At 60.5% G+C, this 19,851-nt stretch carries 17 protein-coding genes; 6 read left to right on the top strand and 11 right to left on the bottom strand.

The features are described 5' to 3' along the window. Positions 1-75 precede the first annotated feature (75 nt). The 3 genes from ACN0SD_RS05665 to dgcN all read right to left on the bottom strand — a co-directional run bounded on the left by ACN0SD_RS05665 (position 76) and on the right by dgcN (position 2,986). Complete coding sequence (locus ACN0SD_RS05665; protein WP_417807257.1) at positions 76-936, bottom strand: D-amino-acid transaminase; 861 nt, start codon at positions 934-936, stop codon at positions 76-78. Positions 937-951: 15 nt separating this feature from the next. After that, on the bottom strand, positions 952-1,914 hold the full coding sequence (dgcA, locus tag ACN0SD_RS05660; protein ID WP_417807256.1) for an N-acetyl-D-Glu racemase DgcA: 963 nt from the start codon (positions 1,912-1,914) through the stop codon (positions 952-954). 70 nt (positions 1,915-1,984) lie between these two features. After that, on the bottom strand, positions 1,985-2,986 hold the full coding sequence (gene dgcN, locus ACN0SD_RS05655) for an N-acetyltransferase DgcN (RefSeq protein ID WP_417807538.1): 1,002 nt from the start codon (positions 2,984-2,986) through the stop codon (positions 1,985-1,987). Positions 2,987-3,252: 266 nt separating this feature from the next. Between dgcN and ACN0SD_RS05650 the strand changes: the two genes are divergently transcribed. Continuing rightward, positions 3,253-4,209, top strand: coding sequence for an L-malyl-CoA/beta-methylmalyl-CoA lyase (locus ACN0SD_RS05650; protein WP_417807255.1), 957 nt, complete (start codon positions 3,253-3,255; stop codon positions 4,207-4,209). A gap of 160 nt (positions 4,210-4,369) precedes the next feature. Here ACN0SD_RS05650 and ACN0SD_RS05645 read toward each other — a convergent pair whose 3' ends face one another. Next, complete coding sequence (locus ACN0SD_RS05645; RefSeq protein WP_417807254.1) at positions 4,370-4,837, bottom strand: AraC family transcriptional regulator; 468 nt, start codon at positions 4,835-4,837, stop codon at positions 4,370-4,372. A 154-nt stretch (positions 4,838-4,991) separates the two neighbouring features. Here ACN0SD_RS05645 and ACN0SD_RS05640 point away from each other — a divergent pair, with 154 nt between their 5' ends. Beyond that, a complete protein-coding gene (locus ACN0SD_RS05640) occupies positions 4,992-5,951 on the top strand; it encodes an acetyl-CoA carboxylase carboxyltransferase subunit alpha (RefSeq protein ID WP_417807253.1) in 960 nt (319 codons plus the stop codon). Positions 5,952-5,990: 39 nt separating this feature from the next. Here ACN0SD_RS05640 and ACN0SD_RS05635 read toward each other — a convergent pair whose 3' ends face one another. The 3 genes from ACN0SD_RS05635 to ACN0SD_RS05625 are packed head-to-tail and all read right to left on the bottom strand — an operon-like array spanning position 5,991 to position 8,346. Continuing rightward, positions 5,991-6,779, bottom strand: a complete 789-nt coding sequence (locus ACN0SD_RS05635) for a lysophospholipid acyltransferase family protein (RefSeq protein ID WP_417807252.1) — start codon at positions 6,777-6,779, stop codon at positions 5,991-5,993. Next, complete coding sequence (locus ACN0SD_RS05630; protein ID WP_417807251.1) at positions 6,779-7,678, bottom strand: cell division protein FtsX; 900 nt, start codon at positions 7,676-7,678, stop codon at positions 6,779-6,781. Before ACN0SD_RS05630 ends, ACN0SD_RS05635 begins: the two co-directional genes overlap by 1 nt. After that, the gene (locus ACN0SD_RS05625; RefSeq protein WP_417807250.1) at positions 7,675-8,346 is read right to left on the bottom strand and encodes a cell division ATP-binding protein FtsE; all 672 of its coding nucleotides are present in this window, start codon (positions 8,344-8,346) and stop codon (positions 7,675-7,677) included. Before ACN0SD_RS05625 ends, ACN0SD_RS05630 begins: the two co-directional genes overlap by 4 nt. A gap of 139 nt (positions 8,347-8,485) precedes the next feature. Between ACN0SD_RS05625 and ACN0SD_RS05620 the strand changes: the two genes are divergently transcribed. Then, complete coding sequence (locus tag ACN0SD_RS05620) at positions 8,486-9,691, top strand: zinc-ribbon domain-containing protein (RefSeq protein ID WP_417807249.1); 1,206 nt, start codon at positions 8,486-8,488, stop codon at positions 9,689-9,691. A 59-nt stretch (positions 9,692-9,750) separates the two neighbouring features. Here the strand turns inward: ACN0SD_RS05620 and ACN0SD_RS05615 are convergent, their stop codons facing one another. From ACN0SD_RS05615 to argH, 3 genes are all read right to left on the bottom strand, one after another. Continuing rightward, positions 9,751-12,579, bottom strand: a complete 2,829-nt coding sequence (locus ACN0SD_RS05615) for a DUF4175 domain-containing protein (RefSeq protein WP_417807248.1) — start codon at positions 12,577-12,579, stop codon at positions 9,751-9,753. Between the two features lie 38 nt (positions 12,580-12,617). After that, positions 12,618-13,883, bottom strand: coding sequence for a diaminopimelate decarboxylase (lysA, locus tag ACN0SD_RS05610; RefSeq protein WP_417807247.1), 1,266 nt, complete (start codon positions 13,881-13,883; stop codon positions 12,618-12,620). Between the two features lie 107 nt (positions 13,884-13,990). Further along, positions 13,991-15,397 (bottom strand): argininosuccinate lyase, encoded by a 1,407-nt coding sequence (gene argH / locus ACN0SD_RS05605; protein ID WP_417807246.1) that lies wholly within the window; start codon positions 15,395-15,397, stop codon positions 13,991-13,993. Positions 15,398-15,423: 26 nt separating this feature from the next. On the opposite strand from argH, the gene ACN0SD_RS05600 reads away from it, so the two are divergent. Next, complete coding sequence (locus tag ACN0SD_RS05600) at positions 15,424-15,969, top strand: TlpA family protein disulfide reductase (RefSeq protein ID WP_417807245.1); 546 nt, start codon at positions 15,424-15,426, stop codon at positions 15,967-15,969. 195 nt (positions 15,970-16,164) lie between these two features. Here ACN0SD_RS05600 and ACN0SD_RS05595 read toward each other — a convergent pair whose 3' ends face one another. After that, complete coding sequence (locus ACN0SD_RS05595; protein ID WP_417807244.1) at positions 16,165-17,403, bottom strand: PAS domain-containing protein; 1,239 nt, start codon at positions 17,401-17,403, stop codon at positions 16,165-16,167. Positions 17,404-17,574: 171 nt separating this feature from the next. On the opposite strand from ACN0SD_RS05595, the gene ACN0SD_RS05590 reads away from it, so the two are divergent. After that, positions 17,575-18,420: an EAL domain-containing protein gene (locus ACN0SD_RS05590; protein WP_417807243.1), complete on the top strand. Its 846-nt coding sequence runs from the start codon at positions 17,575-17,577 to the stop codon at positions 18,418-18,420. 179 nt (positions 18,421-18,599) lie between these two features. Beyond that, positions 18,600-19,775 carry an acetyl-CoA C-acetyltransferase gene (locus tag ACN0SD_RS05585; protein WP_417807242.1) on the top strand — a complete coding sequence of 392 codons (1,176 nt, stop codon included), beginning with the start codon at positions 18,600-18,602 and terminating at the stop codon, positions 19,773-19,775. The last annotated feature ends 76 nt before the right edge of the window (positions 19,776-19,851 follow it).

Genomic DNA, 19,851 nt, shown 5'->3' with positions numbered 1-19,851 from the left:
ACAGGCAAGGCGCGTGCTAGAAAAGCCCCGGCTGGGCTGGCCGGGGCTTTTTGATATCTTGCGATCAGGGGCCGATCAGATTGCCGCTTTGAGACTTTCCTCAAGGTAGATTTCGCGCAAACGCGCCGCGACGGGGCCGGGTTTGCCTGTACCGATTGCCACGTCGTCAACTTCGACAACCGGCATCACAAAAGCGGAGGCCGAGGTGAAAAACGCCTCATCAGCCGCTTGCGCCTCGGCGATGGTATAGGGGCGTTCCTCGATCTCCATCTGCGCTTCGGCGGCGTATTTCAACAGCGAAGCGCGGGTGATCCCGTGCAAGATATCGTGGCTGAGTTGGCGCGTGATGATCTTGTTGCCCTTGACAATATAGGTGTTGTTCGAGCTGCCCTCGGTGACAAACCCGTCCTCGACAAACCACGCATCATGCTTGCCCGCGGCTTCGGCGGCCATCTTGGCCATCGACGGATACAGCAGTTGCACGGTTTTGATATCGCGGCGATGCCAGCGCAGATCGGGCAGCGAGATCACCTTGATACCGGTCTTGGCTTTGGGATCATCGGCGAGATTCGGTAGGGCTTGGGTATACAGCACCACGGTGGGCGGCGTGCCCGCAGGCGGATAGTGGAAATCGCGATCCCCCGCATTGCCGCGCGAGATCTGCAAATAAACCAGCCCCTCGTCGATAGCATTGCGCGCGATCAGCTCGCGGTGAATGTCGATCCATTCTTCGCGGCTCAGATCACATGTCATCTCCATCTCGCTGAGCGAACGGGCAAGACGAGTCATGTGGCCCTCAAACTCCAATATCTTGCCGCCCAGCACCGAGGTCACCTCATAAACCGCATCGCCCATCACGAAGCCCCGGTCAAAGATTGAGACCTTGGCCTCTTCCTCGGGCAGATACGCCCCGTTCAGATAGACAGTCCGGCTCATTTCGATCTCCTTCACTCAACCCCAAAGCTCTGGCTCTGGCGGGTCCATTTCACTGCCTTTGTAGTGCAAAGGCGTTTTGCGGTCTTCGGCCAGAAGCAACGGGCCGTCAAGGTCCACGAAATCGGCGCCTTGCGCGACCAAAGCGGCGGGCGCCATAGCAAGGCTTGACCCGACCATGCAACCCACCATGATGCCAAACCCCTCGGAGCGCGCCAGCGCACGCAGGGCCAGCGCCTCGGTCAGCCCGCCGGTTTTGTCGAGCTTGATATTGATGACGTCATATTTGCCGCGCAGATCAATCAGGCTTTCGCGGTCATGGCAGCTTTCATCAGCGCATATCGGCACGAGGCGTTCGATGCCCGACAGCGCCTCATCCCCAGCCGCTGGCAAGGGTTGCTCAACCAACACGACGCCCAGCGCGTGCAACTCTGCTTGCAGATCAAGGAAGGTCTCTAACTCCCAGCCCTCATTGGCATCAATGATAATGCGGGCATCGGGGGCACCCTCACGCACCGCGCGCAAACGCGGCAAGTCATCAGGCGTGCCGAGCTTGATTTTCAGCAGCGGGCGATGGGCCTGCGCGGCTGCAGAGGCACGCATCGCCTCGGGCGTATCCAGCGACAGCGTGTAAGCGGTGATCAGCGGTTCGGGGCGCGCCAGACCGGCCAACTGCCAAATCGATTTGCCTGCGCGCTTGGCCTCCCAGTCCCACAAGGCACAGTCGACCGCGTTGCGTGCCGCCCCTGCGGGCAATGCCTCTTGCAACTCGGCGCGGGTGATCCCCTGCGGCAGGCTTTCGATCTGGGCGGTGACGCTATCGATGCTTTCGCCATAGCGCGCATAGGGCACACATTCGCCCCAGCCCTTTGCGCCATCGCGTTCAACCGTGGCGGTCAACACCTCGGCCGCAGTTTTAGAGCCGCGCGCGATGGTGAACACCTGCGCCAATTTGAACGTGTCATGCTGAACGCGGATCATCTGCGCCCCTTTCATCTAGCCCGAAATACTCCCGCCGGAGGCTCCTGCCCCCGGCCACCTGCGCATCCGATCAGATTGCAGCGAGCGCGTCCACCAGTTTGCCCGCGCCAAAGCGGAACGGGTCGGTGGCGGGCAAGTTCATTTCGGCCTCGATCTTGGTCAGATAGGCGCGCGCGTCCTCCTCGGGCATCTTTTGCGTGTTGACCGAAATGCCCACAACCTGGCAATCGGGATTAGCGACCCGCGCAAGGGTCAGCGCCGTATCGCGTAGCGCTTGCAGCGAGGGCAGCGTATAGCCCGGCAACCCGCGCATATGTGTGCGCGTGGGTTCATGCGACAAGATCAGCGCATCGGGCGCACCGCCATGGATCAACGCCATCGTCACACCCGAATAGGAAACGTGGAACAGGCTGCCCTGCCCCTCGATCAGATCCCAGTGGTCAGCGTCGTTGTCAGGCGTGAGATATTCAATCGAGCCGGCCATGAAATCGGCGATCACAGCATCCAGCGGCACACCGTCGCCGGTGATCAGGATGCCGGTCTGCCCGGTTGCGCGGAAGCTGGCCTTCATGCCGCGATCCAGCATCTCACGCTCAAGACACAGCGAGGTGTACATCTTGCCGACCGAGCAATCCGTGCCCACCGCCACACAGCGCTTGCCGGTGCGTTTTTCGCCATTGGCGATCGGGTATTTCACCGCCGGGATGCGCACGTCATGCAGCTGACGGCCACAGGCCTCGGCCACCGCGACCAACTCGGGTTCATCGCGCAGCAGGTTGTGCAAGCCAGAGGCAATATCGAGCCCCTCTTCCAGCGCCTGCACCAGCACCTTCTTCCACGCTTGGCTGATCACGCCGCCCCGGTTGGCAACCCCGATCACCAGCGTCTTGCAGCCCGCCGCAATTGCTTCGGCGAGATCCATGTCGGGAATGCCCATATCGGCCTGACAACCCTCCATCCGATATTGGCCGACGGCAAATTCAGGGCGCCAATCCTTGATCCCTTGCGCGACTTTTGCGGCCAACGGGTCGGGCGCATCGCCCAGAAACAGCAGATAGGGGGTGTCGATCAGTGCCATTCGGGTCTCCTGTTGCGAATTTAGAACGATAATAGGGCGCGAATCGAAAATATCTTGGGGATTTTCGCGCGAGAGGTGAGGTCATGCACAAGATTCTTCGATTATCGAGCGGGCGCGCCGAAGATTCCCCCGAAGTGCCTACAAACCATGCTGCATCGCGGCTTGCGATTCTGCGAGTGCAAAATCGACTTGCAAGCCATCGCGCAACAATATACCCAATCCGCAACCAGAAACGTAACTTCCTTGCGAAAGGGCCTGCGATGAGCTTCCGCCTCCAACCTGCCTCCCCTGCCCGTCCGAACCGTTGCCAATTGTTCGGCCCCGGCTCTAACATCAAGCTGTTTCCCAAGATGGCAGCCTCGGCAGCCGATGTCATCAACCTTGATCTCGAGGATTCGGTTGCCCCCAATGACAAGGCGCAAGCGCGGCGCAATATCATCACGGCCAGCCACGAGATCGACTGGAACAGCAAATATCTATCGGTGCGCATTAACGGTCTGGATACGCCTTACTGGTATCGTGATGTGGTTGAGCTGCTCGAAGAGGGTAGCGAACGCATTGACCAGATTATGATCCCGAAAGTGGGCTGCGCAGCGGATGTTTATGCCGTTGACGCGCTGGTCACCGCGATCGAGACCGCCAAAGGGCGCAAGAAAAAGATCAGCTTTGAGGTGATCATCGAAAGTGCCGCTGGCATCGCCCATGTCGAAGAAATCGCAGCCTCTAGCCCGCGCCTGCAAGCGATGAGCCTTGGTGCGGCTGATTTCGCCGCCTCGATGGGCATGCAGACCACCGGGATCGGGGGCACGCAGGAAAACTACTATATGCTGCGCGAGGGAGCGAAATACTGGTCGGACCCGTGGCACTGGGCGCAAACTGCCATCGTCGCGGCGTGTCGCACCCATGGCATCCTGCCCGTCGACGGCCCGTTTGGCGATTTCTCCGATGATGAGGGTTTCCGCGCGCAAGCCCTGCGCTCGGCCACATTGGGCATGGTTGGTAAATGGGCGATCCACCCCAAGCAGATCGCGCTGGCAAATGAGGTCTTCACGCCCTCGCAAGCTGCCGTGAACGAAGCGCGCGAAATCCTAGCCGCAATGGAAGAAGCGACCGCGCGAGGCGAAGGCGCAACCGTCTATAAAGGCCGTCTCGTAGACATTGCTTCAATAAAACAGGCTGAAGTGATTGTCAGACAGGCTGAAATGATTAAAAACTAAGCCAAGTAAAAACGAATCGCGGTATAGTGATGGAATCCCGGAGCGACAGGGAGGGGAGGCCCGGTCGCATGAGGGAATAGGAACGCCCCGGCCCAAAGCTGGGGCGTCTCCGTTTCTCGCGCCCTATTCCCATCCAGATGTGACAGGGGCGTAACGCGGGTCAGCCTTTTAACGGCAACCGGATTTCCGTCACCAGATCCTCGGGCGCGGTGTTGCTGGGGTCATTCAGATAGACCTCATACATTGCCAGATCGCGGTGTCGTTCGCCCGAATTTGGAAACCAGTCCTCAATAAACCAACGGTAGGCTTCAGGCAGCAAGGTATAGGGGCCTTGCACACGCAAAACCGCGTTACGCCCTGAAGGATAACGGATTTCTTCCAGCGGCGGCACCAGCGCAAAGCCCTCACTGACGATAAAACACGCATGAGATCGCAGATTTTCGGGCGCAACCTCACGCGGGTTGTCATGCCCGATCATCGCGCCCCCTTCGACCTCGACCCATGAGGGTTCGGGGATCAATGCGGCCAATTCTCGAAAGATCGGCCCGATTGTGGGATAGGGTCCGCGATGCGCCAGCCCGGCCAAACGCACCGAAGGGATATGTTTCAATTCGACTTCAAACGCCATAGCGCCCCCAATCTTGCTGATTCATTTACATCCTAGAGCGCCAGCCTAGCAGCCGATCTCGCCTTCGCAACTGCGGCATTGACCTGCGCGCGCGGTTGCATTTCCCCAACGCGCGCTTCATAGAATGGGTCAAATTGCGATACCGGGGTGATCCATGACCTATCTCGAATTTGAAAAACCGCTCGCCGAAATCGAAGGCAAAGCCGAAGAGCTGCGCGCGCTTGCCCGGAAGAATGAGCAGATGGATGTCGAGAAAGAGGCCAAGGCCCTCGACAAAAAGGCCGACACGATGCTGCGCGATCTTTACAAAGATCTTAGCGCCTGGCGCAAATGTCAGGTCGCGCGCCACCCCGAACGGCCCCATTGCCGCGACTATATCGACCAACTTTTCACCGAGTTCACCCCCCTCGCAGGTGATCGCAACTTTGCCGATGACCATGCGGTGATGGGCGGGCTGGCACGTCTGAATGATCGTCCTGTAATGGTGATCGGACATGAAAAAGGCCATGACACCACCAGCCGGATCGAACGCAATTTCGGCATGGCGCGCCCGGAAGGCTACCGCAAGGCGGTTCGCTTGATGGATCTGGCTGCGCGGTTCGGGCTACCCGTGGTGGCGCTGATCGACACGCCCGGCGCCTATCCCGGCAAAGGCGCCGAAGAGCGCGGCCAATCCGAAGCGATCGCGCGTTCGACCGAGAAATGTCTGCAGATCGGCGTGCCGCTGATTTCGGTGATCATCGGTGAAGGTGGCTCGGGCGGCGCTGTTGCGTTTGCGACCGGGGATCGCGTCGCGATGCTGGAACATTCGGTCTATTCGGTGATCTCGCCCGAGGGCTGCGCCTCGATCCTGTGGAAGGATGCCGAGAAGATGCGCGAAGCTGCCGATGCGTTGCGCCTGACCGCGCAAGACCTGAAAAAGCTGGGCGTGATTGATCGCATCATCAAAGAGCCGATGGGCGGCGCGCAACGCGATGCCACCGCGGCGATTGCTTCGGTTGGCGCGGAAATTGAGCTGATGCTGGGCGAGTTGGATGGGCTAAAGCCTGCCGAATTGATTCACGCGCGGCGCAAGAAATTCCTCGACATTGGCACCAAGGGGCTAGCGGCGTAAATCGCGCCCTGTCCCGTTTCACACCCTGAAAACGCTTGATTACGCGGCAGGTTCGCCCTGCGGCGCGACGAAACCGGCCTCTGCCATCAGCGCATCCGAATGCGTCTCGACCCGCTGTTGCAACTCGGCCAGAACTTCGGGCGCAGACAGTCCGGCTGGAATCGGAGGCAGGAACTCAACCACGCCGACCCCGGAATGAAACGGCCAACCGCGCTTGCTCCAGAACAGGCCGACATTGGTGGCGACCGGGTAGACGGGCAGGCCCGTGGCGTCCGCAATCACCCCGATCCCCTGCTTGTAGCGCCGCTTTTCGCCGGGATGTGTGCGCGTGCCCTCAGGGTAAATGATCAGCTGGCCAAGCCCTTCTTTTTGCGCCTTTCTCACCCCGTCCAGCATCACTTTCATCGCCTCTGACCCGCGCGAGCGATCAATCGGGATGCAACCGGCTTGCAGCGCATACCAACCCATGATCGGCACGTTCATGATCTGCTTTTTCATGATGAAAGTGCGATTGGGCATATGATGGGTAAGGATCAGAATGTCGAAAAAGCTTTGATGCTTGGCCCCGACCAGACAGTCGCCAGTGGGCATCTCGCCGCGCAATTCATAGCGCAGCCCCAGATAAAACCGCGCCGCCGATAGCAGATGCCCCGACCAGACCGAGGCCACGCGATGCGCCCCGACACGGCCTCGGGGCAGCTGGAAAATCAGCCCCCAGATACCGAAAAACAGCGTCGCCAGCGAGATATGAATATAGAACACCGCAGCACGCACATAGCTGAACCAAGTGATCTTGCCGGGAAGGCGGGATTTAGCAGGGTCTGTCATCAGCGAATTCTCCGAAGCATGCGCGCGGCGGCAAAACGGGTCGCGCCATAGGCGACAATCGCAGCCACCGGCGGAATAATCAGCGGCCAGAACCAACCCCAGCCGCTAAAGCCGAGGCCCGTCAGAAAGCCCCCCGCCTCATTGGCCGAGGGCAGCGCGGCCATCGCCGCCATTCCCAATAGCACACCAAGCCCCGCCCCTGCGAGACCGCGCAGCGTGAATCGGCGCACGAAAGCGCGGGCGATGAATGTATCGCGCGCGCCAACCAATCGCAGCGTGGCAATCACCTGCCCATTGGCGGCCAAAGCGGCCTGCGCGGCCAGCGTAATCATCCCCGCCATCGCGCCGAAAATGAGCAAGAGCGACATCAGCCCCAGCAGTCGCAGCCGCTCTGCGGCCGCCACCAGCGGGCGCCGCCAACGGGTGTGATCGTCAAACACCGCCCCGGGCGCCTCGGCCTGCAGACGCAGGCGCAAGCCTTCGGAATCGACGCCCGAGTTGGTCTCGGTGACGGCGATCAGCTTGGGCAGCGGCAGCGCATCAACCGGCAGATCAGGACCAAACCACGGCTTGAGCAGGTCTTTCATCTCGTCATTTCCCAGCACCCGGTCACTGGCCACGCCGGGCGTTGTTTTCAGCACCCCTAGCACGGCGGCGACCTGCGCCTCCATCTGATCAGGCGGAGCCGAAATGCGAATCGTCGCCGAGCGCGCCAGACTATCGGCCCAGCGATCCGCCAGCCGCCCCGTCGCCAGCGACAAAGCCAGCGCGAACACCGCCAGAAACGCCATCGCTGCGGCGGTCAGCAACGTCAGGCGCGCGGTAAAACCCGTGGGCGGCACAACACGATCCGCGCCGGGACGTTCAGATTTCAACAAAGACAGCGCTGCGCGTATCACAGATCGGCCCCCGCATGTTGCAAGCGACGATTTGCGATGCGCAAAACCCGCGCCGAGACCTGCGCCTTGGCTTGCCGGATCAGGTTCAGGTCATGCGTGGCGATGACCACCGTCTTGCCCATCCGGTTCAGCTCTGTCAGCAGCGACAATAGACGCAGCGACATTTCCCAATCGAGGTTGCCTGTCGGCTCATCCGCCAAAATCACATCGGGCGACATGATGATCGCGCGCGCCAGTGCCGCGCGTTGCCGCTCGCCCCCGGAAAGCTGTGCGGGCAGCGCCTCGCGGCGATGTTTCAGCCCGACCCAGCCCAGCAATTCACGCAGCTCCCCCGCGTTCGCCGAACGGCGCGACACCGTTAAGGGCAGCGCCACGTTTTCCTCAACCGAGAGGTGTTCGAGGAACTGGCAATCCTGATGCACGACACCGATACGCTGGCGAATACCGGCGATATCGTCGCGCGTCATGCCCAGCGCATCCTTGCCAAACAGCGTCATTTGCCCCGCCGAGGGCAGCAATTCAGCGTAGCAAAGCTTGAGAAACGTCGTCTTGCCTGCGCCCGACGGACCGGTCAAAAAATGGAACGATCCGGGCGCCAAGCTAAGCGACATGTCGCTTAACAGCTCTTTGCCGCCATAGCTCATCGCCACATGTTGCAGTTTGATCACTGCCAAGCCCTCTATTTTGTGCGCTTCAAAGGTCTTATGTGACCAAAATGCTTGGACTTTCGTCTTGCGCTTGCTACAACATAAAGAAGCGGTTGGCCAGAACAGCAAAACGCCAACATGGGCAGGGACGGGATAAAAAATGCGCTTGGTTTGCCCCAATTGCGGCGCTCAGTACGAAGTGGACGACGCGGTCATCCCGCCGAACGGCCGTGATGTGCAATGTTCGAATTGCGCGCATGGCTGGTTTCAGCCCTCTAAAGCCATGCTTGACGCCGAGGCCGCAACGCCCGAACCCGACCCGGCTCCCGAGGATTGGGACGCCAAGGAGTGGGAAAGCGCGGCGGATGCACCGGTCGCTGATGTGGGTGCGGAGGCGCCCGAGACGGCAACGGTCGAAGCAGACTCAACCGAAGATGCGCCAAGTGTAGAAGACGCGTTTGAGGACAGCGAAGAAGAGATTGATTGGGATTTCGACGCCGAGGAAGGTGAAGACACCGCCGATCCCGAGTCAGAAGAAATCGCGCCGCTCTCTGAAGTTGCTGCGCAGGCCGATATGGAGGCCCATAGCGCCGCCGTTGAGGCCGAACCGAACAAGGCCCTACAGGATACGTCGCCCGCCGATGACGATACGCGCGACAAGGATGACACCGATGTCGCGATCGCATCGCTTTTGGCGGTCGGAACGGCGGAGGACGCCATTGGCGCGGCTCCGAAAGCGGGCGCAACGCCACGCAAGCCGCTGGATGACAGCCTGCTGTCCGTGCTGCGCGAAGAAGCCGAACGCGAAGCCGCGCATCGCCGCGCCGAGGGTGTCAGTGAGTTGCAGGTGCAAGACGAGATGGCGCTTGATGGCGCTCCCGAGGCGACCGAAGCCCCTATTGCGCCCGCAGCGCGGTTGGCTGAGCAGCGCCGCTCGGTTCCCGATTTCTCGGATCTCAATGATCCTGACGCCGAGGATGAAGATCGCGTCGCGGATCTGAATGGCAGCGAACCCGATGACCCTCAGCGCACGCGCGGGCGCGAACGGTTGCCCAATATCGACGAAATCAACGATACGCTCACCGCGACCACAGATCGCACGGGTGAATCGATTGCCGAAAGCTCGCCCGAGATGGCTGCACGGCGGCGCTCGGGGTTCTCGCGCGGGTTTGTCGTCGTCCTTCTGCTCGCCGCAGTATTTGCGCTGACCTATATTTTTGCGCCTCGTATCAGCGCGCGCTTCCCTGCGGCAGCGGCCCCGATGGCGCGCTATGTCGCGACAGTCGATCAGGGGCGGGTCTGGCTGAATGATCAGATGAGTGCGATGACCGACAAGCTGCAAGGCGATCAGACGGACGCGCATTAAACGCTACCTCGCTAGGCGGGCTTGGTGATTTCAGGGCCATTTAGCGCCCCGAAATTCCCTTAACCGGCATTGCCAAACTGATCGAGCAAGCGCTTGAGATAATCGAGTTCTTCCTCAGGGCGCAGCCTTTCGCCCGAGCGACGGCGAATCTCATCAAGCAGATTTTGCGCGCGCCGATATACGTCTCCGCCTTGCAGCATTTCGCGATCCGTGCCGAGTTGGTTGCCATCGCCCTGCGCGCGGCCCAGCGGATCGCGCGCCATACCATCCGCACCATTCTGGCCCGGCGTTCCAGCTTGACGCTGCCCGCTTTCGCCGGGCTGACCCTGCTGGCGCGCCTGCTCGCCGCGCATCGCTTGGCCCAGCGCACGCATCCCTTCACGCAGGGCCTCGATGGCGTCGGCCTGACGGTCGATGGCAGTGCTGTTATCGCCTTCACGCAGCGCCTGTTCGGCCTCATCCATCGCGCGCCCGGCATCGCCAAGCCGTTTGTCCGCCTCTTCACCCGCCTCGCCGCCGTAGCCCGGAAGCAGGCCTTTCTGGCGGTCCAGTTCGCGGCGCAAGTCACGCTGGCGTTGCGCAAGGCTTTGTCCCTGCGTGCCGCCCTGTCCGCCCTCTAGCCCGGGCTGATCGCCTTGGCCCTGTCCGTCACGCTGCGCCTGATCCTGACCGCCGGGACCAGAGCCTTGCTGATCTCCCGGCTGGTCGCCCTGTCCTTGTTGGCCCTGTCCTTGTTGGCCCTGTCCTTGTTGGCCTTGGCCTTGCTGGCCCTGTTGGCCTTCTTGTCCTTGGCCCTGTTGACCCTGTTCGCCTTCTCCCTGTTGGCCCTCGCCTTGCTGACCCTGCTGGCCTTGCTGACCAGACTCGGCTTGGCGCTGGCGTTCCTCGGGGCTGATGAACTGATCTTGCAGATCGCGGAAGGCCTCGTCGGACAGATCCTGCTGCTTTTTCAGCGTGTCCTGCAGATCGCGCATCGCCTTGCCGCCGGGCATATCGCCCTGCCCGCCTTGGCCCTGCGTGACCTTGAGATTTTCCATCATCCGCGCGAGTTGGTCGAGCAGTTCCTGCGCCTCGGCCATCCGGCCCTCTTCCATCAGCTTTTGGATCTGGTCCATCATCTGTTGAATCTGGTCGCCGGTGATCTGCTGGCTCGGCTGGTTCTGCTCGCCAAATTGCGGGCCGTCTTCCTGCTCTTGCGCGCGCTCGGCCAGCATCTTGATGTAGTTGTCGGTCGCCTCTTTCAGCTCTTGCATCAGCTTGGCGATTTCGTCTTGGCTGGCACCATTGCGGATCGCCTCGGACAGCTTTTCCTGCGCCTTCTGCATCGCAGCCAGCGCATCGGCCAGCCCGCCATCCTCGACCAGCTCGGCCATTTTCCACAACGCCTCGGCGATCTCATCACGCGCCTCGGGGGTCAGGCTGGTATCCTCAAGCCGCCCGATCACGAGGCGCATCATCAGATAGACCTCCTCGCGCTTGATAAAGCCCTCGTGGCGGTTGGTCAGCGCGCGCAGCAGATCGGCGTCATAGCCCGCATTGGCGCGCGACCATAGCAGATCGCGGCGCACCTCGATCAGCGCTGCAGCCAGCGGATCGAAAAAGCGTTTGCCGGGCAGCACCATCTCCTGAACGGGTGATTTACCAGTCTGACCACGCCCATCCTCGACCTCAAGTGTCAGCTTGACGGGCAAGTTTGCCCAAGGATGCTTGGCGGCGTCTTCGACCAGATTTTCTGTGAAATCGGTGCGCGTTCCGGTGATCGGCATCGGCAGATCGTAGATCAGATCGGGGCGCTGCTCGGGCGCGATGGCCAGACCGTAGCGGCGATCCACCTTGGCCAGATCGAGCGTGATCACCGCATGCCCGGTGGTCACGGCGTAATCATCCTGCGCGTGGAACGGCTGCGAAAGCTTGCCATCGGCGCGCCGCTCGGCGATTTTTTCAAGCGTGACCGAGGGGGCGCTGTCGCCAGCAACGACGACATGAAACACGCGCCCCGCTGGCCCCTTGAGCGTGATCACACCGCTGCGCTCGGCCTCAAATTCATGGGTTTCGATGCCCGCGCCTGCCTGTGCCGCGCCTTGCTCGGGCAGCGCCGCGGGGTTCGAAACAGTTTCCGAGAACCCAATCGCGCCCGTCGCACCGTAAAGACGGATCGAGAACCGGGTGCCTTCGGGCACGTTGATCGTGTCGCCCTCAACCTTGTTGAGATACAGCCCCGGCTTGCCAGTATAGCGCGGCGGCGAGGCCCAGCCTTCCCAGCTTGGACCCATCGCAGCCTCGGCGCTACCGGGGGTGCCGGGCATACCTTCGGTCGGGTGCCAAATGCGTTGGGGAACGCCGAAAATTACCGCCACAGCCAGCGCGGTCAGCGCGGTCAGGCGCAGCGCGTAGGGGTCACGGCGCGCCAGATCAGGGTCGGGGCGTGGCGCGCGTGCGCCCTGTGCCACCTGCGCCATGCGCGCCAAATGCGCCGCCCAAAGCGCGCGCGCGCCAGGGTCATCAAAGCCCAGCGCCATCTCATCGCTGAGCGCAGAAAGTGGGCGGCCCGGTAGCGTGGCATCAAGGCGCGCGATTGCCTCGATCCGGCGTGGCCAGCGCATCCGCCACGCGCCCCAGCCAAGCGCGGACAGCACGGCAATCAACGCCGCCAGCCAGAACCAACGCGCCGCCAGTCCCAGTTCCAAAGGCAGTGCAAACGCCTGCGCGGCACCGATCAGCGCGAGCAAAGACAGCAGCGGCCAGAACGCACGCAAGCCGCGTTCCAGCACCAGCCCCGCATAGGTCAGCGCGATCGGGCGCGCGAACGGGGCCAAGGGTCCCCGGCCGATCCGATCCGCACGCGGCGCGCGTGATGTCGCTTTTGCAAACCAGCGTTTAACCGGCATGTCTCCCTTTCATCGGCCGCTGATTCCCGCCCACTGGGTCAGAGCCACTCGGGGATGGTATCGCGCGCCAGCATTTCTTCAAAGCTCGGTCTTGCCCGAATGAGAGCAAATTCGCCGCCCTGCACCAGAACCTCGGGGATCAGCGGGCGCGAATTATATTCCGACGACATCACCGCGCCGTAAGCGCCCGCCGAACGGAACGCCACCAGATCGCCCGGTGCAAGCGGGGTCATATCGCGCGCTTTGGCAAAGGTATCGCCGGTTTCGCAGACCGGCCCGACGATGTCATAGGGCGCGGATTGCGTGCCGGGCTCGGGTTCGATCACCGGGACGATATCGTGATAAGCGCCATACATTGAGGGGCGCACGAGGTCATTCATCGCCGCATCGAGAATCAGGAAATCGCGCCCCTCGCCCTCTTTGAGATAGATCACCGAACTGACCAGAAGCCCCGCATTGCCCGCGATCAGACGGCCCGGCTCGATCTCGATTTCGCAGCCCAGATCGCCCAACGCGCGCTCGATCACCTGACCGTATTCGATCGGCAAAGGCGGTGCGGAGTTGGAGCGCTCGTAAGGAATGCCAAGCCCGCCGCCCAGATCGAGGCGGCGGATATCGTGGCCATCCTCGCGCAGCGCCAGCGTGAGGTCGCGCACCTTGGCAAACGCGGCATCAAAAGGTTCAAGATCCGTCAGTTGCGAGCCGATATGCACATCGACGCCCACGACCTCGATCCCCGGAAGTTTCGCAGCCTGCGCATAGACTGCGCGGGCCTTGGCGATCGGGATACCGAACTTGTTTTCCGATTTTCCGGTGGCAATTTTCTCATGCGTTTTGGCGTCAACATCGGGGTTCACGCGCAGCGCAATCGGTGCGATGACGCCCATCTGCGCGGCAATCTCCGAGATCGCCTCGAGTTCAGGTTCGCTTTCGACGTTGAACTGACGGATGCCGTTTTCCAGCACATAGGTGATTTCCTCGCGCGTCTTGCCCACCCCCGAAAACACCACGCGATTACCGGGCACACCAGCCGCGCGCGCACGGCAATATTCCCCCCCCGAAACCACATCCATGCCCGCGCCGAGATCGCCCAAAAGTTTCAGCACGGCAAGGTTGGAGTTGGATTTGATCGCGAAACAGATCAGGTGGTTGGTCCAGTTCAGCGCCTCTTGGAACAGCTTGAAATGGCGCGTCAAAGTCGCCGCCGAATAGACGTAGAACGGCGTGCCGACGCTGGCCGCGATTTCGGGCAGAGGCACGTCTTCGGCATGCAAAACACCGTCGCGATACAGAAAATGATCCATGATATCTTCCGGTTACTGGGTGGTGACCTGATCGGGCGGCGTAGGCGGACCATCAACACCACAGGCGGTCAGGGCAAAAAGGGTGGCCATCAAAAGGGCAGCAATCTTCATCCCAAAATCTCCTTCCAGCGCGCCACCTGCGCGCGCACCTGATCGGGCGCGGTGCCGCCGTAAGACTGGCGCGAAGCTACGGAATTATGCACACCCAGCACGCCAAACACGTCTTTGGTGATCGCAGGATTGACCGATTGCATCTGCTCCAGCGTCAGATCGGGCAGATCGCAGCCCGCGTTTTCCGCCATTGCGACCAGCGAGCCGGTGACGTGATGGGCGTCGCGGAAGGGCAGACCTGCCTCGCGCACCAGCCAATCGGCGAGGTCGGTGGCGGTGGAGAACCCGCCCGAGGCAGCGGCCTCGAGATTGGCCTGATGCACCGACAGATCGCCGATCATTCCGGCCATTGCGGCCAGCGCCAGCATCAGGTTATCGGCGGCATCAAAGACCTGCTCTTTGTCTTCCTGCATGTCCTTGGAATAGGCCAGAGGCAGGCCCTTCATCACGGTAAACAGCGCGACGCTTGCCCCAAGGATGCGCCCGATCTTGGCGCGGATCAGCTCGGCGGCATCGGGGTTGCGTTTCTGCGGCATGATGGAACTGCCCGTCGACCATTTATCCGACATCGACACAAAGCGGAACTGCGCCGAGGACCAGATCACCAGTTCTTCGGCAAGGCGGCTTAGGTGAACGGCGCAAATCGTCGAGGCCGACAGAAATTCCAGCGCGAAATCACGGTCTGATACCGCATCAAGGCTATTGGCCATCGGGCGATCAAAGCCCAAGGCCTGCGCCGTGGCATGGCGGTCGATATCGAACCCAGTGCCCGCCAACGCCGCAGCACCCAAGGGACACTCGTTCATCCGTTTGCGCGCATCCTCAAAGCGAGATTTGTCGCGCGCGAACATCTCGACATAGGCCATCATGTGGTGGCCAAAGGTCACGGGCTGCGCGGTTTGCAGATGGGTGAAACCGGGCATCACCCAATCCGCGCCCTCTTCCGCGCGGGTCACCGCCACACGGATCAGCGCATCCAGCGAAGTGATCGCGGCATCGCATTGCTCGCGCACCCACAGCCGGAAATCGGTCGCGACCTGGTCATTGCGCGAGCGCGCCGTGTGCAAACGCCCCGCTGGCTCACCGATCAGATCCTTGAGCCGCGCCTCGACATTCATGTGAATATCTTCGAGCGCGGTGGAAAACGGAAAATCACCGGCCTCGATTTCTGACAAAACCGTGATCAGGCCTTCCCCGATGGCCTGCGCATCCTTATCACTGATGATACCTTGTGCGGCGAGCATCGCAGCATGAGCCCGGCTGCCACGGATATCTTGGGCATAGAGCCGCTGGTCGTAGCCGATGGACGCATTAATCGCCTCCATGATGGCGTCCGGCCCCGCGGCGAAACGCCCGCCCCACATCGCGTTGGAGGCTTGGGTATCTTTGGTGGCGTCAGTCATGGTTCGAGCCCTTTTGCGGAGGCAATATGTTACGGTTTCTTGTCCTTTATACGGCGCTGGCACTGGGTGCAAATGCTGCGCAGGCCGCCGATCTGAATACGCTGAAAGAAGGATCGATGGAATCGCTTGTCGTCTATTCCAAACCGCTGCCGGTTCCCGCATTTTCCTTTACCGATGACGAGGGCGGCGAACATTCCCTCGCCGATTATAAGGGCAAGGTCGTGTTGGTGAATTTCTGGGCGACCTGGTGCCCGCCCTGTCGCGAGGAAATGCCCTATCTCAACACGCTCGAAAAAGAGTTGGGGGGAGATCATTTCGCCGTGGTGACTATTGCCACGGGCGGGTCGAATTCGCCCGCCAAGGTCGGCGCGTTCTTTGACAAGGAAAAGCTTGGCGCGCTGCCGCGCTTTTATGACGAGGCGGCCTTTGCGTCGCGTGCGATGGGCGTGCTGGGCCTACCGGTTTCGGTGCTCATCGACCAAAACGGCGACGAGGTCGGGCGGATGATAGGCGGGGCGCAATGGGATTCGCCCGAGGCCAAAAAGCTGCTTGAAGCGATGATCAAAAACTGACGCGGAAATCGGAGGAGTGTGCGGGAATTGCGCGCCCCCACCCGTTTGCATGGCTTAGCGCATCATGCCTGTGGCGACGTTTCTTAGTGAGCGTGCGTCTTTTAATGAGCGTGCGTCGTTTGGGCATGGTTGGCAGTGCTGGTCTCGTGCTGGAAATCACTTAAAACACAGGTGCAACCCCGCCGGAGCCACTTGCTACGCCGCTTTGGATTGACGCAAATAGCGTGCCACTGACTGCTCAATCTCCTCCGAGAGGCGCATGATTGCTTCCAGACGTCCCTTGATGTCATCGTGGAACCCGTCGAGTTGATCAATCGTCGCACTCAACCCGCCCGAATTGTCGCGCATCCGACCGCATTCGACCCGGCCGAGCACGCGGATGGTATCAAGGCCCAGCATCTGGCGCCGGATCTCGCGGCTTTGCTGGGTTAGCTGAGCGGCAATCGAAGCAGCCTTTCCCATGGCCGCGCGCGCGTCATTCGACGCCTTTTTCTCAAGCTTATTCAGCAATTCACGCTCTGTCGCCCAGTCGATGCCATTAACCGGGTCCGTCTGCACGAATTTCGCGTTCATCTCGGACAGCACACGGTTGCTTCCCAAAAGGAACAATGCACGCGCCACCTCGCGCGACATCTGATCGAAGATATTCCCCTCCCCGGCGACAAAACTGCGCAAGCGATCTGAAATCACCACCGACGACGCTTTGTAATTCTCCGAAATCGCCGAAACCGGCCCACCCGAGGGTTCCAACCGCGAGGCGACAATGCGCATGTTATTGGGCACGGCTTGCAGCGCCTCGAAACTGCGTAGCAAGCCGACCTGTTCCTTAGTGGCGCGCTCCATCGCGGTGTTCATCTCCACCAAGACTTGGGTGCGCGGATCTTCGGTACGGCGCAATTGACGGTCGCGCGCGGCCAATTCATGCCCCAAAGCATGGGCCATAAAATTGGTGTAGCTTGAAAAGCCGTCCGCTTGCGCACCCTTGCGCAGCACGCCGGCACTTTCCTCGGGGTCGATTTTTTCTACGCGCTCGCGTTCCGAAAACGTCGTGTAGGATTGTTTCATCTTGTCAGAAAAATCACTGACGGGCTTTAACCGCACGGATAAAAAACCGCCATCAATCGGCAAAATAACGGCGAATACCCAATACCAGCCACCTGATTTGGAGCGATTTTTGACATAGGCCCCCATCGGATAGCCTTTTTGGATCGCATCCCACAGGATTTGGAACACAGCGCGTGGTGTTTCAGGGTGGCGCACGATCTTATGGGGCGCGCCCAGAAGAGCGCTCCACTCATAACCCGAGACCCGACGAAATACCTCATTGCCAGCAATAATCACCCCACGTGAATCGGTGCGTGAATAAAACAGCTCTTCAAGCTTGAAAGGAACTTCTCTGGCGTGGCGGTCTGCCGTCTCGGCTTGATGGCTCATTTGATCCTCGGGTGCTGCGACTCAGGGAAGACTAGCGCGCTAAACTTACCGAATCGTTTACGAAAAACCGGGACCAAGTGGGTATTAACTATGCTGACAAAAAGAGGCGCGGTTTTACGGGTTATTAGCGCCTTTGTCGCAATTTGGACGATGTTGGTGATGGAGTGGAATATGACGAATCGCGAAGAGCCAGATCACGAGCCGATCAACGCAGAGCTTAGAAACCCGCTCGCCTATGCTGTGGCCGAGCAGGACCGCCAGACGATTGCCTTGGTGCGCGACGCGATTGCGCGCCGCGATGTTTTGCTGGCCTATCAGCCTGTCGTGCAGACCACGCGCCCTGATCGCCCGGCGTTTTACGAGGGGCTGATCCGGGTGCTTGATGAGACCGGTCGCATCATACCCGCCAAGGATTTCATAGAAACCGTCGAGATGACCGAACTGGGCCGAAAACTGGACTGTTTGGCGATTGAGATGGGCCTAGAAGCGTTGATGGAAAACGAGGGCCTGCGCCTCGCGATCAATATGTCGGCGCGTTCCATCGGTTATCCGGCCTGGATGAAGGCGCTCAATCGCGGGTTGGCGATCGACGAAACGGTCGCAGATCGCCTTATTTTGGAGATAACCGAAAGCTCGGCCATGCAAATGCCCGAACTGGTAACGGTATTTATGGAAGATTTACAGGCCCGCGGCGTCAGCTTTGCGCTCGATGATTTCGGCGCGGGCTACACATCATTTCGCTACCTGCGCGAATTCTATTTCGACATTCTCAAAATTGACGGGCAGTTCATTCGCGGCATTGCGCAAGATCCCGACAATCAAGCCCTGACGAAATCGCTTCTCGACATTGCGCGTCATTTTGAAATGTTCACGGTCGCGGAGTCTGTCGAAAATGCACAGGATGCCGAATACCTTAGCCAAATCGGCGTGGAATGCTTGCAAGGCTATTATTACGGTGCGCCGACAGTAAACCCGCCTTGGCGACCCGCCTCGCAGGCACCGCGCAAGACGGCCTGACATGTGCGCCATAAGGCTGGAAAGTCATCGGACGGCCCCATCACGGTCGCGCAACAAAATTGCGCGACCAAACCCTTTCGCAAACCGTTTCGACTTGACCTGCCCCACGTATCCGCCATGCTGCGCGCTAGCAGGTGGGCGTGATCGCGCGCACTTTATTTCGTGATGAGGAGGATCCCATGACCAATGTCGTCATCGTCTCGGCTGCGCGTACAGCCGTCGGCTCGTTTAATGGTGCGTTCGCGAACATTCCCGCCCATGATTTGGGTGCGGCCGCGATCGAAGCCGTGATTGCGCGCGCTGGCATCGACAAAGGCGAGGTATCAGAAACCATTCTCGGTCAGGTGCTGACAGCCGGTCAGGGGCAAAACCCCGCGCGTCAGGCCCATATCAATGCTGGCCTGCCAATCGAATCCGCTGCTTGGTCGATCAACCAGGTTTGCGGCTCGGGATTGCGCTCCGTCGCGCTGGGGGCCCAGCATATCCTGCTTGGGGATGCCAGTATCGTGGTCGCGGGCGGTCAGGAAAGCATGTCGCTCAGCCCCCACGTCGCGCATCTGCGGGCAGGTCAGAAAATGGGCGACATGAAAATGATCGACTCGATGATCAAAGATGGCCTGTGGGATGCGTTCAACGGCTATCACATGGGCCAGACTGCCGAAAACGTCGCCACGCAATTTCAGATCTCGCGTGAGATGCAGGATGAATTTGCACTCGCTAGCCAGAACAAGGCCGAAGCTGCGCAAAAGGCGGGCAGATTCGCCGATGAGATCGCCCCCTTTACCGTCAAGACCCGCAAGGGCGAGACCGTGGTCGATCAGGACGAGTATATCCGCCACGGTGCGACGCTAGAGAGCATGCAAAAATTGCGCCCGGCCTTTACCAAGGATGGTTCCGTGACGGCAGGGAATGCTTCGGGGCTGAACGATGGCGCCGCGATGGTGCTGCTGATGACCGAAGAAGAGGCCGCCAAGCGTGGATTGACCCCGCTCGCACGCATTGCTTCCTACGCGACAGCAGGGGTTGATCCTTCGATCATGGGCTGCGGGCCGATCCCGTCTTCGCGCAAAGCGCTGGAGAAAGCGGGTTGGAAAGTAGACGATCTAGACCGGATCGAAGCGAATGAGGCGTTTGCGGCTCAGGCTTGCGCGGTGAACAAAGATTTGGGCTGGGATACCTCAAAAGTAAACGTCAATGGCGGTGCTATTGCTATCGGCCACCCGATTGGGGCTTCTGGCGCGCGCATCCTGAACACGCTGGTGTTTGAGATGAAACGCTCGGGCGCGAAAAAAGGTCTGGCCACGTTGTGCATCGGCGGCGGCATGGGCGTTGCGATGTGCATCGAAGCTATGTGAGCGAAATTTATCCGTTATTTCCGATTGAGGCGCGCAACTTTGTTGCGCGCCTCTTTTCTTTTCGGTAACACCATTG

Source organism: Thioclava sp., assembly GCF_048263065.1.
GTDB lineage: Bacteria > Pseudomonadota > Alphaproteobacteria > Rhodobacterales > Rhodobacteraceae > Thioclava.
Note: the sequence above shows the minus strand (reverse complement) of the source record. Positions and strands in the feature narration are given on the sequence as shown.

What these genes read in the sequence shown, in the direction of transcription:
- ACN0SD_RS05665 (WP_417807257.1), bottom strand. Translation starts at nt 936, where the DNA reads ATGAGCCGGACTGTCTATCTGAACGGGGCGTATCTGCCCGAGGAAGAG.
- dgcA (WP_417807256.1), bottom strand. Translation starts at nt 1,914, where the DNA reads ATGATCCGCGTTCAGCATGACACGTTCAAATTGGCGCAGGTGTTCACC.
- ACN0SD_RS05650 (WP_417807255.1), top strand. Translation starts at nt 3,253, where the DNA reads ATGAGCTTCCGCCTCCAACCTGCCTCCCCTGCCCGTCCGAACCGTTGC.
- ACN0SD_RS05645 (WP_417807254.1), bottom strand. Translation starts at nt 4,837, where the DNA reads ATGGCGTTTGAAGTCGAATTGAAACATATCCCTTCGGTGCGTTTGGCC.
- ACN0SD_RS05640 (WP_417807253.1), top strand. Translation starts at nt 4,992, where the DNA reads ATGACCTATCTCGAATTTGAAAAACCGCTCGCCGAAATCGAAGGCAAA.
- ACN0SD_RS05635 (WP_417807252.1), bottom strand. Translation starts at nt 6,779, where the DNA reads ATGACAGACCCTGCTAAATCCCGCCTTCCCGGCAAGATCACTTGGTTC.
- ACN0SD_RS05620 (WP_417807249.1), top strand. Translation starts at nt 8,486, where the DNA reads ATGCGCTTGGTTTGCCCCAATTGCGGCGCTCAGTACGAAGTGGACGAC.
- ACN0SD_RS05615 (WP_417807248.1), bottom strand. Translation starts at nt 12,579, where the DNA reads ATGCCGGTTAAACGCTGGTTTGCAAAAGCGACATCACGCGCGCCGCGT.
- lysA (WP_417807247.1), bottom strand. Translation starts at nt 13,883, where the DNA reads ATGGATCATTTTCTGTATCGCGACGGTGTTTTGCATGCCGAAGACGTG.
- argH (WP_417807246.1), bottom strand. Translation starts at nt 15,397, where the DNA reads ATGACTGACGCCACCAAAGATACCCAAGCCTCCAACGCGATGTGGGGC.
- ACN0SD_RS05600 (WP_417807245.1), top strand. Translation starts at nt 15,424, where the DNA reads ATGTTACGGTTTCTTGTCCTTTATACGGCGCTGGCACTGGGTGCAAAT.
- ACN0SD_RS05595 (WP_417807244.1), bottom strand. Translation starts at nt 17,403, where the DNA reads ATGAGCCATCAAGCCGAGACGGCAGACCGCCACGCCAGAGAAGTTCCT.
- ACN0SD_RS05590 (WP_417807243.1), top strand. Translation starts at nt 17,575, where the DNA reads ATGACGAATCGCGAAGAGCCAGATCACGAGCCGATCAACGCAGAGCTT.
- ACN0SD_RS05585 (WP_417807242.1), top strand. Translation starts at nt 18,600, where the DNA reads ATGACCAATGTCGTCATCGTCTCGGCTGCGCGTACAGCCGTCGGCTCG.